The sequence below is a fragment of the Providencia rustigianii genome (genome assembly GCF_900637755.1).
In the GTDB taxonomy this organism is placed as follows: Bacteria; Pseudomonadota; Gammaproteobacteria; order Enterobacterales; family Enterobacteriaceae; genus Providencia; species Providencia rustigianii.
The window spans coordinates 2,215,911-2,230,686 of sequence record NZ_LR134396.1; the positions used below are offsets into that span (position 1 = coordinate 2,215,911).

The 14,776-nt window shown below is 41.8% G+C and carries 11 protein-coding genes and 1 pseudogene; 5 read left to right on the plus strand and 7 right to left on the minus strand.

The features are described 5' to 3' along the window. Positions 1-87: 87 nt before the first annotated feature. The gene (pepT, locus tag EL244_RS10285; RefSeq protein WP_112836907.1) at positions 88-1,332 is read right to left on the minus strand and encodes a peptidase T; all 1,245 of its coding nucleotides are present in this window, start codon (positions 1,330-1,332) and stop codon (positions 88-90) included. A 404-nt stretch (positions 1,333-1,736) separates the two neighbouring features. Between pepT and EL244_RS10290 the strand changes: the two genes are divergently transcribed. Beyond that, positions 1,737-2,447: an SDR family oxidoreductase gene (locus EL244_RS10290; protein ID WP_126460732.1), complete on the plus strand. Its 711-nt coding sequence runs from the start codon at positions 1,737-1,739 to the stop codon at positions 2,445-2,447. 44 nt (positions 2,448-2,491) lie between these two features. On the opposite strand, the gene cobB is transcribed toward EL244_RS10290, so the two are convergent. Further along, entirely contained in the window at positions 2,492-3,319 is an 828-nt protein-coding gene (cobB, locus tag EL244_RS10295; protein WP_115164428.1) for a Sir2 family NAD+-dependent deacetylase, read from the minus strand. Between the two features lie 271 nt (positions 3,320-3,590). Between cobB and EL244_RS10300 the strand changes: the two are divergent. Next, positions 3,591-4,087, plus strand: a pseudogene (locus EL244_RS10300) (TIGR00645 family protein). A gap of 64 nt (positions 4,088-4,151) precedes the next feature. Here the strand turns inward: EL244_RS10300 and EL244_RS10305 are convergent. Then, positions 4,152-5,129: an alpha/beta fold hydrolase gene (locus EL244_RS10305; RefSeq protein ID WP_126460735.1), complete on the minus strand. Its 978-nt coding sequence runs from the start codon at positions 5,127-5,129 to the stop codon at positions 4,152-4,154. 209 nt (positions 5,130-5,338) lie between these two features. Between EL244_RS10305 and EL244_RS10310 the strand changes: the two genes are divergently transcribed. Further along, positions 5,339-5,947: a TetR/AcrR family transcriptional regulator gene (locus tag EL244_RS10310; RefSeq protein WP_126460737.1), complete on the plus strand. Its 609-nt coding sequence runs from the start codon at positions 5,339-5,341 to the stop codon at positions 5,945-5,947. Positions 5,948-5,966: 19 nt separating this feature from the next. Continuing rightward, the gene (locus EL244_RS10315; protein WP_126460740.1) at positions 5,967-7,148 is read left to right on the plus strand and encodes an SGNH/GDSL hydrolase family protein; all 1,182 of its coding nucleotides are present in this window, start codon (positions 5,967-5,969) and stop codon (positions 7,146-7,148) included. A 36-nt stretch (positions 7,149-7,184) separates the two neighbouring features. Here the strand turns inward: EL244_RS10315 and lolE are convergent, their stop codons facing one another. The 3 genes from lolE to lolC are packed head-to-tail and all read right to left on the minus strand — an operon-like array spanning position 7,185 to position 10,328. Then, on the minus strand, positions 7,185-8,429 hold the full coding sequence (lolE, locus tag EL244_RS10320) for a lipoprotein-releasing ABC transporter permease subunit LolE (protein WP_197721690.1): 1,245 nt from the start codon (positions 8,427-8,429) through the stop codon (positions 7,185-7,187). A 2-nt stretch (positions 8,430-8,431) separates the two neighbouring features. Beyond that, complete coding sequence (gene lolD / locus EL244_RS10325) at positions 8,432-9,133, minus strand: lipoprotein-releasing ABC transporter ATP-binding protein LolD (protein ID WP_006815404.1); 702 nt, start codon at positions 9,131-9,133, stop codon at positions 8,432-8,434. Continuing rightward, positions 9,126-10,328 carry a lipoprotein-releasing ABC transporter permease subunit LolC gene (gene lolC, locus EL244_RS10330; protein WP_039855287.1) on the minus strand — a complete coding sequence of 401 codons (1,203 nt, stop codon included), beginning with the start codon at positions 10,326-10,328 and terminating at the stop codon, positions 9,126-9,128. Before lolC ends, lolD begins: the two co-directional genes overlap by 8 nt. A gap of 227 nt (positions 10,329-10,555) precedes the next feature. On the opposite strand from lolC, the gene mfd reads away from it, so the two are divergent. After that, positions 10,556-14,002, plus strand: coding sequence for a transcription-repair coupling factor (gene mfd / locus EL244_RS10335; protein WP_126460746.1), 3,447 nt, complete (start codon positions 10,556-10,558; stop codon positions 14,000-14,002). Positions 14,003-14,063: 61 nt separating this feature from the next. Here mfd and umoD read toward each other — a convergent pair whose 3' ends face one another. Further along, complete coding sequence (umoD, locus tag EL244_RS10340; RefSeq protein WP_126460748.1) at positions 14,064-14,669, minus strand: UmoD family flagellar biogenesis regulator; 606 nt, start codon at positions 14,667-14,669, stop codon at positions 14,064-14,066. Positions 14,670-14,776 lie beyond the last annotated feature (107 nt).

Below are 14,776 nucleotides of genomic sequence, written 5' to 3' on the forward strand. Positions count from 1 at the left end.
ATTTAGCCAATCCTTAAATAGCAAAATGCCCCATTCAAATTGACTTTAAATGGGGCATTTCACTTCTTACCTACTACTACATTCAATCTATTTCAAGGTATTGCGCTTAGCATGAATAGCGGTTAATTCGGCAATACGCATGATGACACTCACCGCCTGCTCCATGCCTTCCTGAGTAATAAACTCATGTTTACTGTGGAAATTATATCCACCTGTAAAAATATTTGGGCAAGGTAAGCCGCGGAATGACAATTGAGCACCATCGGTTCCACCACGAATGGGTTGGATAATTGGCTCAATCTCACAATCAATCATTGCCTGTTTGGCTAATTCCACAACATGAGGATATTTCATCACCTCTTTATGCATGTTGTAATAGCTATCATCCAAAGTGAGTTCGATATAGCAATTTGGATGTAACCCTTCTCCCACTTTCTCTGCAATACGGATAATATTTTTCTTCCGTGCTTCAAAACTAGCAAAATCAAAATCACGGATAATATAATTCATTTCCGCTTTTTCCACGTTACCTTTAATCGAGGTTAAGTGATAAAAGCCTTCATATCCTTCGGTTTTTTCAGGTGTTTCATCCACAGGTAGCATGGAGTGAATTCGGTTTGCTAAACCTAAAGCATTAACCATCACACCTTTTGCCTTACCCGGATGAGTATTGTTTCCGACGATTTTAATTGAAACGTTAGCTGCGTTAAAGTTTTCAAACTCTAATTCCCCAACACCTCCGCCATCAACGGTGTAGGCCCACTTTGCATCAAATTCTTTTAAATCGATATGTTGTGCTCCACGCCCAATTTCTTCATCGGGAGTGAAAGCAATACAAATTTTCCCGTGAGGAACATTTTGACCTTGCAAGCGCACCAATGCCGTAATGATTTCAGCAATACCGGCTTTATCATCCGCACCTAATAAGGTTTTACCATCCGTCATGATCAATGTTTTGCCAATCATTTCATGTAATACAGGAAACATAACGGGTGATAAAACTTCATCACCAATACCGAGAGCTATATCTCCACCACGGTAGTTTTCTAGTACTTGAGGGCAAACATTTTTACCTGAAAAATCAGGAGCGGTATCCAAGTGGGAAATAAAACCGATTGCAGGAACATCCCAATCAACATTGGATGGCAAACACGCTGTTAAACACCCCTGATCCGTTAAAGTCACTTTGTCAAAACCAAGCTGAGTAAGCTCTTTTGCCAACGCACGGGCAAATTTTAGCTGACCAGTGCTACTGGGTACTGTTTTTGCATGTAGTTTTGACTGTGTATCAAAAGCTGTATATTCAAAAAACCGCTCCAAGAGCTTGTCCATACCTCATCCCCCTAAATATCAACAGGCATATTATGGGAAAGATCACAGAATCAATTATTGTTTCAAATCAGCTTTGCAGCTAAATAATGAAAATATCTAATAAAACAGTAGCAATCCGAATATTAACCATAGAATTAATATGGTTTATATTAGATGCTAATAATTGTAACCTGAAATTATTAACATCAAAAATACAGCATAAAAACAATGAATTACAAAAAAACAAAACCCTTTGAACAACTTAATTAAATAGTCGACTTTCGATTAATTAATATATAAGAAAAATAATAAATTAGCTTTACTATTAAGATTGATATGCACATTTTAATAACTGATTACGTTATAAATCATGTTATATATGCACCATTCCTATGATAAAAACAGCTTTAGCGATGGAAATAAATATGGCAAAAACATTTTTAATTTATGGTGTAAGTAAAGGTTTAGGTAAAGCATTAGTCGAAGGATTGCCCAGTACCTCTGACACAATTTATGGTGTTTCTCGTTCAGAGCCGCCCTTTAACAATCCTCAATTTCACTGGATAGCCGCAGACCTAAGTGAGAGTCATTCCGCCTCAAAAATTAAGCTGCATATAGGTGACCAACCTATTGATACATTAATTTATAATGTGGGAATCTGGGAGACACTGGCTTTTACACCTGACTACCATTTTGAATCTACCGAAGACACAGAATTGCTGGCGATGATCCAGACAAATATCAGTGCCTGTCTCTTAAATCTGAAAGCCTTATTACCGAATTTACGCTTAGGCACAAACAGCAAAGTGATTTTAATCGGATCAACATGGGGATTAGATAATCATAAGGGTAAAGAAGTGGTATTTAGTGCCACTAAATATGCACTACGAGGGATTGTTCAATCCCTGAGGGAAACGTTGCGTCACGATAAAATTGGTATCTCTATTTTAAATTTAGGCTATCTTGCTACAGAATATCCGCTATCTATGCCCGTTAATGAAGTGATAGCTCAAAACAATGGGGAATCCATTCCTCTGCAAGATGTTGTTAGCGCTGTTCGCTTTATACTCAGCACCAGTAACGCCACCTGTGTTAAAGAGATAACCATGCCCGCGATGATGGACGAAAATGTCTGAATAGAATCCCGAGTTAGGAAAGACTCAGCTTCCTAACTCTTGCATTATTTTTCGCCATTTAATTCAGCCAATAAATTATCCACATATTCCACCACCACTTCACTCGCGAGTCCATAATGTCTTTCTTCAAATTCACTTTCTACTTGGCTAGGCTCTAAATTCAGTTCCACGGTATGTGCCCCTTGCAATCGTGCTTCATGGACAAATCCAGCGGCAGGATAGACATGCCCTGATGTCCCAATCGAGATAAAAATAGTCGCATCACCTAATGCCTGATAAATACGATCCATCTCAAATGGCATTTCACCAAACCAAACGATATGAGGCCGTAGCGGCTGTGGAAATTGACAGCAATGGCATCGCTCATCCACAGATAAATCCCCTGTCCACTCCAACACTTGGTTAGACCAATTACAACGTACTTTTAATAATTCGCCATGCATGTGAATGACACGCTGACTTCCTGCTCGCTCATGGAGATTATCAATATTTTGGGTAATTAGTAGGAAATTATCCCCTAAAGCCTGTTCTAATTTTGCCAAGGCATAATGTGCGGCATTTGGCTGGATATTATCTTGCTGCAACTGTTTTCGGCGCTCATTATAAAAACGTTGCACTAATGCAGGATCACGAGCAAAACCTTCCGGTGTTGCCACATCTTCCACGCGATGCTCTTCCCATAAACCATCCGCTGAGCGAAAAGTTTGAATGCCAGATTCGGCAGAGATACCAGCTCCGGTTAAGACAACCACTTTAATTTTTTGCATAGTTGGCAATCGACTATCAATGTAAAAAGAACGGTTACGAATTCGTTGGCGGCGTTTACATTTGTTTTTGTTGATTTTTTTTAGTCTACGACTGAATCGCAACATCGGAAATATCCTTTATCCTTGCAGTAAGTGAGTATCAATATAAATGCTGTATATTATATTATTTATACATAATTCAGATAGTAACATACTTAAACTCATCATCTGTTGCAAAGCAAAACAAATATATCAATAACCTCGATTCGATAACTTTTTTATCATTAAAAGGACATTTTTTTACTTTTAAACGACAAAAAACTTTATCCCCGTCACAGCAAACCGTTAGAATACTCCTTATCTGTTAATTTCGATTCTCATAATTTGAAGGGTTTACATGGAAAAGTTTTTTGAAAGAATGATGTATGCATCGCGCTGGCTTCTTGCCCCCGTTTATTTAGGTTTATCACTGGCACTGCTCGCGTTAACAATTAAATTTTTCCAAGAAATGTTTCATATTCTACCTAATATTTTATCTATTCCTGAGGCAGACCTGATTCTAACGCTATTATCATTGATCGATATGGCGCTTGTGGGCGGTCTGTTAGTCATGGTGATGTTTTCTGGATATGAAAATTTTGTCTCGCAACTCAACCTTTCTGATAAACAAGAAAAACTGAATTGGATAGGCACGATGGATGCCACCTCACTAAAAATAAAGTTGCTGCGTCTATTGTTGCAATCTCGTCGATCCATTTATTGAAGATTTTCATGAACCTCAAAAATATCGAAAATGACAAATTACTGTGGTACGTGATCCTGCATCTGACATTTGTTTTATCTGCTTTTGTGATGGGTTATTTGGATAAAATGACTAAGAAGAATAAATATTAAGTAACAAAAATTACCCAATAAGAATAAGGGAAGCACACCTAGCCTTCCCTTATTTAATATCAAATTATTGTTTCAAAAATGGCAATAAATAGCTCATTAACTGTTCTGGGCACTCTTCTGTCACAAAGTGACCGCATTCACCAAGCATTGCACCTTGTAACTGATTTGCTCTTCCCTGTAGCGTCAGTTGTGGCGCATCCCGTGTTGCATGGTCAGCGCCAATCGCCAATACTGGCATAGTGAGTTTTTTCTGCGCCCGTAACTTATTTTGCTGTATGGTCTGGGGGATTGCACGGTAATAAGCGAAACCAGCTCTTAATCCACCTGGTGAAGCATAAGCGTCAATATAGGTTTGTGCGGCAACACGGTCACGTCGATACGCCCAGTTATCAAAAATAAAATTAAGATATTCACTCTCTTTGCCAGCGGTTAGCATTTCAGGTAAATCTCGTACCTGATTAAACATAAAATGCCACAAGAAAATATTTTCTTCCGGGCTAACAAATAGACTTGGCGCTGGTGCTAATCCTGGAATAACCGCTTCCATTAATGCTATTTTTTTCACTTCTTCTGGGTAATCACTCGCCAAGGCATACCCTACCCACATGCCAATGTCATGCCCCACAATAGAATACTGGGTATGACCTAACTGCTTCATCATTTCATGCAATGTTGTCCCGGCAGCTCCCGTATCATAACCACTTTCTGGTTTGTCGGAATACCCCGTACCCAAAGGATCGACGGCAATTGCCATATACCCATTTGCAGCAAGTTCCGTCATGACATAGCGCCATGTATACCATGTTTGTGGCCAACCGGGGATCAGTAATACGGGCTCACCCTTTCCAACTGAAACATAGTGAAGGCGCAGCCCATTCACCATGACATAATGATGTTCAAAATTATCTTCATCCGCCTGAATCGTTGATGCTATGGCAGTTGCGGCTGGTTGCTTAATGTTATTCATCCCGAATGTAACGGTACTGTGTAAAGAAAAAAACATCAGAAAAACCAGTAATAGCTTGTCAAATATTGCGTTCATATCTATTCCATAAAATTGGTTGAGTATCACAAGCCCTTTTTCAGGTGTGAGAATCTATTGGGATTATGTGAAAATTAATTCTTTGTCGATCAACAATGAATAGGTTAGATGGCTTTAACATTCTTTGTCAATCGATAAATAATTATTCTTTGTTAATCCACAAAGAAATGCTACGATGAATTCAGTCATCACTAAGAGGAAAATTATTTATGGCAGGAAGACCACGAGAGTTCGATCGGGCAGCAGCGTTAAATAAAGCAAAGTTTGTATTCTGGCAACGGGGCTATGAAGGCACATCGATGTCTGATTTAGTGGCGGCACTCGGCATTGCTTCTGCGCGTATTTATGCTGCATTCGGTTCAAAAGAAAACCTTTTCCGTGAAGCTATTGCACTTTATCTTAGCCAAGAAGGTGCTTTTGCTGACGATGCTCTACAAGAAGCCGATACTCGATTCGCAATTGAAAAGTTATTAACTCAAGCAGTTGAAACTTATACGCAGCAAGATAGGCCCCATGGTTGCATGGTCGTGCTATCACTGACCAACTATGCCCGTGAAAATGAAAGCATTATGTCTTGGCTAGCGAGCTATCGACAAGCACGGACGACATCCATTATTCAACGCATAAAAGAGGGAATGAATGTCGGCGATTTACCCAAAGATACCGATGCTCTGGCGCTTGGTAACTATATAGCAACCCTATTTCATGGCATCTCTATTCAGGCACGCGACGGCGTAAGTAAAGACAATCTACTTAGCATGGTGCATACCGCTATGAACGCGTTTAATACGCTAACCTCACCATCAAATATCCATTAATTTTAGGGAAATATACATCATGCCCGTTTTAGATTCATTTCCCCATAATCCATGGGTTTGTACATGGCTTGCAACATCACAACCCACATATGGTGAAGCTTTTCCACTTCCTGTAGAAATTCCCTCATCGCTGTGTAATCAAACAGTGCGTCAAACTTTACGGATTAGTTTAGGCGGGCAAAAGTTACGTTTTAAGTTTTCTAATCGTTATGGGACACAACCCTTAACTTTGGGAGAAAGTCATTTTGTGTTGAAAGCCCCATCAGGGGAGCAATGGATTATGCCTATTACATTTGATGGTCAATGCGAAACCGTAATTCCCACAGGACAAACCATCTATAGTGATGAAGTTATACAATCAGTTCCTGCATTATCCGAAATAGAACTTCGAACCTATTTACCCACGCTAGTCCATTTAAAAACATTCCACTGGGATGCGCGCCACTATTCCCAGTTGGAATCAGGCAATCGAACTCGGGAAGAGGCAGATAAAAACAGTTTGTTGATAAGTTCTCGCCTGCTACTAGAGAGTGTCGACATTCAGCCTAACGTTCCAAGCCAAACAGTGGTCGTCATTGGTGATTCAATGGTGGATGGTAATGGGGTTGAAATGGGGACTTATGCGCGCTGGATTGATTTTCTCGCTGAGCGGATAATCTCAAAATCGGCAGCGGTAGTTAATGCTGGGCAATCCGGTTCTCGCTTACTAAAAGATGGTATTGGTATTAGCACATTATCTCGCTTTACACAGGATGTCATCGACCAACCCGGCATCACCACGTGTATTGTACAAGTAGGTTTAAATGATCTAGGACTCGCTGAAACCGCTCTTGCGCCTACGGATATCATTCCATCCGCCAACATGTTGATTAATGGATATCAGCAATTACTTAAGATGGCGCATAAGAAAGGTCTTCATGTTATCGGTGTGACCCTTGTTCCTCTACGATGTGAAGAGGAATATGGATTGGAAAACTTCTATTCATCTGAAAAGGACGCTATTCGGCAAACGGTAAACCAATGGATACGATCCAGTGGGGAATTCGATGCGTTAATTGATAGTGACCAACTCGTCTGTGATGCGGAAAATTCTCATCAACTGAAATCAATCTATAATTCCGGCGACCACCTTCACCTCAATAAAGCCGGGCATCGCCATATCGCGGAGTCGATCTCCCTTGATTCGATTTTAAGATGCTAAAAAATGAGAGCCAGTAAAAACTGACTCTCACCGATATTATTGGCCGCTTAGAATACGAGCTGGATCTAATTTACTGGCTCGCCTAGCTGGATACCAACTGGCTAACAAGCTTAGGATAATCGTAGTGATTAATACGTAAACCACATCCATCACATGCAACTCTGAAGGTAAAAAATCAATAAAATAGACATCGCCAGATAAGATAGGATGCCCAACCAGTATTTCTAATCCTTTGATCAACGTCGTAAGGTTCAGAGAGACCAAGACGCCCAATACAACGCCTATCAAAGAGCCGACCAATCCACCCAACAACCCATACCATAAGAAAATGGCGCGGATCTGTTTATCTTTTGCGCCTAATGTCCTGAGCACCGCGATATCGCTACTTTTATCTTTTACCGCCATCACCAATGTCGAGACAATATTAAAACAGGCAACACCAATGACCAAAATCATGGCCAAATACATAATGCTGCGCACCATTTGAATATCGTTGTACATGTAGCCATAATCACCAATCCAGCTTTTGACTACCACGTGGTGCATCGTTTTTAGCCCAGCATCGTACACAACTTTGTCAGCTTCAAATGGGTCGGTCGCTTTAATTTCAAAGCCACTGATACCTTCCCCATAGCCCAAATATTCTTGTGCATCCGCCAGTGGGATCAATGCCAATTGGTGATCAAGCAAACCACTTAAGCGGAAAATCCCCGTCACCTGCACGCGAATACGTTTAGGTTGTTGGATTTTCATGCTGGCGTCAGTATTGGGGATCATAATCGTTACCCAATCCCCTTCCTTCACATTCAGAGAATTTGCAACGCCTTGCCCTAAAATAATCGATTGTTTACCCGCTTCAAAATGCTGCCATGCATCATTTAAAATAAATTGCGGCAATGCACTGACTTGGGATTCAGTTTCGCGAGAAACGCCCATGATTTGAATTGCTTTGAGGTTAACGCCGCGTTCTAATAACCCAGTAAAATTAACGTAAGGGCTAACCGCTTGAACTCCCGGTGTATTGCGGATAATTTTCTGTGCATATTCCCAATCATTATAAGGTGCTTCAACCGCATAAATTTGCCCATGAGGGACCACTGAAAGCACGCGATTGTTTAGCTCACGCTCAAAACCATTCATGGCACTAAGACCAATAATGAGTACCGCTACCCCAAGAACGATCCCCAGTGTAGATACGATAGAAACCAACGACACCATGCCAGTACGACGGCGTCCTCGGCTAAAACGCAATGCCGCTAATAGCGTCAGGGGCATTTTGATCATTACATCGCCCCCAACGTAATTTCCTGTTGCAAATGACCATCTCGCATTTCTAAGCGACGCGATAAGCGGCTTGCTAGTTTCATATCATGGGTGACCACTAAAAATGCCGTGCGTTGTTTACGATTTAATTCGCCTAACAACTCAAAAATGGCGTCTGCATTACGTAAATCCAAGTTACCCGTTGGTTCATCCGCCAGCACTAATGCAGGGTCATTGACCAACGCTCTGGCAATCGCCACTCTCTGTCGTTCACCACCTGATAATTCCGATGGGCGGTGATTCGCGCGATGATCTAATCCCACTGCTTTTAGCATTTCAGTGGCTTTTTCAAACGCGGGGGCTTTTGCCATACCACCAATTAATAGTGGCATCGCCACATTTTCAAGTGCCGTAAAATCTGGCAGTAAATGGTGAAATTGATAAATAAACCCTAAATCTTTATTACGAATAGCGGCACGTGCATCAGAAGACAACTGATTAATATGCTGACCACGGAAAATAACATTACCTTGAGATGGCGTATCTAAGCCACCGAGTAAATGCAGCAAAGTACTTTTACCTGAACCTGAGCTACCGACGATAGCCATGGTTTCCCCTTCGCTCATCGTAAAGCTGACATTCTTTAACACTTCTGTCGACAATGTCCCTTCTTGGTACACCTTACTTAAATTTTCACAGATCAGAAGTGGTTGATTATTCATATCGTAAAGCCTCAGCAGGTTGAACCGCAGCCGCACGCCAAGAAGGATAAAGCGTCGCTAGCAATGAAATCAGCATTGCGCAAAGCGCAATAATTAAAATACCCGAATAGTCGAGCACAATCGGTAATTCAACACCTTTTGGTAATAGCCCAATTAGCGGCATCAGGACGTTCAATTGACTGGAAAGGATCGTTCCTATAATTGTGCCAATTAGCGTTCCAACAATTCCAGCCCCCGCTCCTTGGATCATAAAAATAGCCAATATTTTGCTACGTTTGAGTCCTAAGGTTTTCAGGATTGCCACTTCCCCTTGTTTTTCCATCACCAACAAAGATAAGGACGTAATAATGTTAAATGCTGCGACAGCAATAATTAGACTAAGTAATAATCCCATCATATTTTTTTCCATCCTAACGGCTTGGAAAAATTCGCCTTTACGTTCCCGCCAGTCGGTCCAAATTAATCCCTTTGGCAATATCTGTTCACTCAATACATCTACTTTCAGTGGTTCATCAAGATATAAACGCCAGCCTGTAATATTGCCCGCAGGATAACGAAGCATGCGTGCAGCATCAGCTTGAGCAACGATCAATTCGCTAGTATCGGCTTCACCATTAGTTTGGAAAATACCCGCAACCGTAAATAAACGTTGGCTAGGAATGCGCCCCATTGGGGTTAATTGGCTAACACCTGGAATGATAAGGCGGATGTCTTCTCCGCGCTTAACGCCTAACGTTTCCGCAAGACGCTTACCGAGAAAGACGTTATAGCGCCCGTCAATCAGGTCATTACGGTCTCCACTAATTAATTTATCGAGTAATAGCGATGATTCATCGGAATTGATCCCAGCCATTACCCCAACACCAACATTGGTGCGACTTTGTAATACCACGTCCGATTGCACAATGGGTTCGATTTTCTTCACCCCCTGTAAATGCTGTAAATCGGTGATCGGGTATTGTTTTGGGTCGATATTTCCCGCACTTGATGTCAATATAGCCTGTGGCATATAAGCGAGTATGCTATCTTGTAATGAACGTTCAAAACCGTTCATTACAGAAGTTACAGTAATGAGTGCGGCAACCCCTAGAGTGATGCCTATTGCCGACAAGCTTGATACAAAACGACCAAACTTATCGACAGCCCGTCCACGCATATAACGTAGACCTATAAATAGTGAGACAGATTGGTGCATCAAAACGTAATGTCCCTGTTGCCAAAGCGAAGTGTTCAGGGATAATAAAGGGTACGATAGATGAATGGAACCACCCAACCACGCTTTTGTGGTTTTTTTTATTACTGATACAATTTGTTTAGATCACTTTCAGACTATTCAATGAATTCTGTGGGTTGTTTACTTGATTTTTAATTGCCTAACTAATCATTAATTAGCTAGTTAGATATGAGAAGCTGAATATTTCTATGTCGTCAAAATTTCGTTATGAACTCCCAAGCCGTGCTGGTGATGTCCGCCATTTAGGTTGTTTAGTTGGTGCCGCAGGTCCCCTCGAATGTGCGGAAATGATTGAACGCCACCAAGGACCGGTTGTTATTGTTACTCGCGATATGCAAAATGCACTACGCGTTCGTGATGAACTCCACCAGTTCACTCAACATCCTATTGAAGCCTTATCAGATTGGGAAACTCTCCCCTACGATAATTTTTCACCACATCAAGAAATTATTTCTCATCGCTTATCGACATTGTATCGCTTGCCTACTATGCAAAAAGGGGCGCTGATCCTCCCTGTTAATACGCTGATGCAAAAAGTGTGTCCACCCGATTTTCTTACTGGGCATGCATTGGTGATGGCGAAAGGGGATAAACTGTCCCGAGACAATTTACGAGAAGAACTGGATAAGGCGGGCTATCGTCATGTTGAACAGGTCCTTGAACATGGTGAATATGCTATTCGTGGCGCACTCCTCGACCTCTTTCCTATGGGCAGTGACTTACCGTTCCGCATTGATTTTTTTGACGACGAAATCGATAGTTTACGTACCTTTGATGTAGATACCCAACGAACCTTAGAAGAAGTTCCTGAAATTAATTTACTGCCAGCTCACGAATTCCCAACAGATAAAGACGCGATTGAACGTTTTCGCAGTCAATGGCGGGAACGTTTTGAAGTACGCCGTGATCCTGAGCATATTTATCAGCAAGTGAGTAAACAGACTTTACCCAGTGGTATTGAGTATTGGCAGCCACTATTTTTTGCTGAGCCATTGCCTTCTTTGTTTGACTATTTACCTGCAAATACCTTGTTTGTTTCACAAAACCTACAAGAACCAGCCGAGCGTTTTCAGCAAGATGCCAAACAACGTTATGAGAGCCGTGGTGTTGACCCAATGCGCCCGCTACTTCCTCCTGAAGAACTGTGGTTAACCGTCGAACAACTGAATCAACATTTAAAAAACTGGCCACGGATTCAACTTTCCATTGATTCATTACCGAAGAAAGCGGCAAATACCAATTTAGATTACCAACCACTACCGGACATTAGTACCCAAGGTCAGAGTAAAACACCGCTAGAAAAATTACGCCAGTTTACGGAACAGTTCGATGGTACGATTGTTTTTTCTGTAGAAAGTGAAGGTCGCCGAGAAACGGTTAGCGAGCTGCTAGCGCGCTTAAAAATTCGTCCAGAGATTATTCCCCATTACACATCTCCGACAGAAAGCCGCTTTGCCATTACCATCGGGGCTGCTGAGCATGGATTTATTCAAACTGAAAGCCATCGCGCCCTTATTTGTGAAAGTGATTTGCTGGGTGAACGTGTTGCCCGCCGCCGTAGTGACACCCGTCGAACGATTAACACCGATACTCTGATCCGCAACCTTGCAGAGTTACGCCCTGGCCAACCCGTGGTGCATATTGAGCATGGTGTCGGCCGCTATCAAGGTTTGACAACTCTAGAGGCTGGCGGTATCCAAGCCGAATATTTAATCCTTACCTATGCTGGGAATGACAAGCTGTATGTGCCTGTCTCTTCATTACATTTGATCAGCCGCTACGCAGGTGGCGCTGATGAGAATGCACCCTTGCATAAATTGGGTAGCGATAGCTGGGGACGCGCTCGCCAAAAAGCGGCGGAGCGAGTCCGTGATGTGGCGGCTGAACTCTTGGATATTTACGCTCAGCGCGCTGCCAAAGCAGGCTTTGCGTTTAAACACGATAAGCAGCAATATCAAGAATTTTGCCACGGGTTCCCATTTGAAACCACTGCTGACCAAGAGATGGCAATCAATGCCGTCTTGAGTGACATGTGCCAACCTATTGCGATGGATCGTTTAGTGTGTGGTGATGTGGGCTTTGGTAAAACAGAAGTCGCCATGCGCGCAGCATTTTTAGCCATCAGTAATAATAAGCAAGTCGCCGTACTGGTGCCAACGACCCTATTAGCTCAGCAACATTTTGATAATTTCCGTGACCGATTTGCAAATTGGCCCGTACGAATTGAAATGTTATCCCGCTTTAGAACCGCGAAAGAGCAGCAGCAAATTATTAGTGATACCGCAGAAGGCAAAGTGGACATTCTGATTGGCACCCATAAATTATTGCAAAATGATATCCACTGGAAAGACCTTGGATTACTGGTCGTTGATGAAGAGCATCGATTTGGTGTGCGCCATAAAGAGCGCATTAAAGCCATGCGCGCCGATGTGGATATTTTAACGCTTACCGCAACGCCTATCCCTCGAACCTTAAATATGGCCATGAGTGGAATGCGCGACCTCTCGATCATAGCAACTCCACCCGCTCGCCGATTAGCCGTAAAAACCTTTGTTCGTCAATATGATGATTTAATCGTTCGCGAAGCAATCCTGCGGGAAACTTTACGCGGTGGTCAGGTTTATTATCTATATAACGACGTCGAAAATATTGAAAAAGCCAAAGCTCGACTTGAAGCCTTGGTCCCTGAAGCGCGCTTTGTGGTTGGTCACGGTCAGATGCGTGAACGAGAATTAGAACGCGTTATGACCGATTTTCATCATCAGCGTTTCAATGTATTAATTTGCACCACAATTATTGAAACCGGTATCGATATTCCAACGGCCAATACCATCATTATTGAACGTGCCGACCATTTTGGTTTAGCCCAGTTACACCAACTGCGTGGACGCGTAGGTCGTTCTCATCATCAAGCTTATGCGTATTTGTTAACTCCACATCCAAAAGCCATGACGACGGACGCTCAAAAACGATTGGAAGCTATTTCATCCCTTGAGGATTTAGGCGCTGGCTTTGCTCTTGCGACCCATGATCTTGAGATCCGCGGGGCTGGCGAGCTACTCGGTGATGATCAAAGCGGTCAAATGACCACGATTGGTTTTACGCTATATATGGAACTGCTCGAAAGTGCTGTTGATGCATTGAAAGAAGGTCGAGAGCCTTCTCTTGAAGATCTCACCAGCCAGCAAACTGAAATTGAATTACGTATGCCGGTACTTTTACCGGATGACTATATTCATGATGTTAATATTCGACTTTCTTTCTATAAGCGTATTGCTAGCGCTAAAGACCAACAGGAACTGGATGAACTTCGCATTGAGTTGATTGACCGCTTTGGCATGTTACCTGATGCTGGTAAATTTTTATTAGCCACTGCGGGGATCCGATTACAAGCCCAAAAACTGGGAGTCAAACGTATCGAAGCTCATGAAAAAGGCGGGTTTGTCGAATTTGGTGAGAAAAATAAGGTCGACCCAAGTTTCTTGATTAGCTTACTGCAAAATCAGCCAAAAACCTTCCGGCTAGACGGTCCCGTTAGACTGAAATTTTTCCATGATCTGGCAGATAGAGCTGGGCGCTTAGAATTTATTAAGCAGCTAATCTCTGATTTCGAAGAGCATCAATTACCATCATAAATATCTAAGCCGGTGCGAAAAAGGCTATCACATTAAATTGATAGCCTTTTCTATTCTAGAATTACTGAAATAGCCCAAAAGTATTTTGGCTTTTTTGTACTTCAAGAACATCATTCTGCTGGGTCGATAAAGGTAATTCATCTGGATGTAAGCAGTAAAATGGCATTAAATCTTTGCTTCCACTACGAACACTTTCACACACAGCTCGACTCGCCATACTTAAATCTAAACGCCCATCCTCATTTAATGGAATAAACATATTTGGTTTGTATGGCATTCTCACTTTACCGACTGAATTCCCTATTTGATAAACCACGTCATAACTCACAATAACTTGCTCAATACTATTTGTTATTACGCAGGTTTTTTGTTGGTTTTCCATCCTTAAAGGTAATGTTTTACTCTGTAAAGACTGGATAATTAAAATGGTTCTACATTCTCGTTGCGCTGGATGATAACGAGATAAAGATTCTTGACTAAACGAGCCTAGGATCCCTGTCACTGAGCAATTTTCATGCTCAATAAGACGGCTAGATTTTATCGGCTCTGTCGATAATACAGTGGCAAGTTTAGGGGCATTGGCGTGATAAAAAAAAGAAAAATAAATAAGAATAGTCAGGCAAACAATAAGAAATGTGGCTAATAACAACTTTATTTTTAGCTTCATAGCTTGCCCTTAACATTTAAATGAACGAATAAAATCATTGTAACCTATCGCTAAGGTTCTACGATATTTACCTATTGAAAATAGTTTTTTTTAGACTTTTCTTAGTC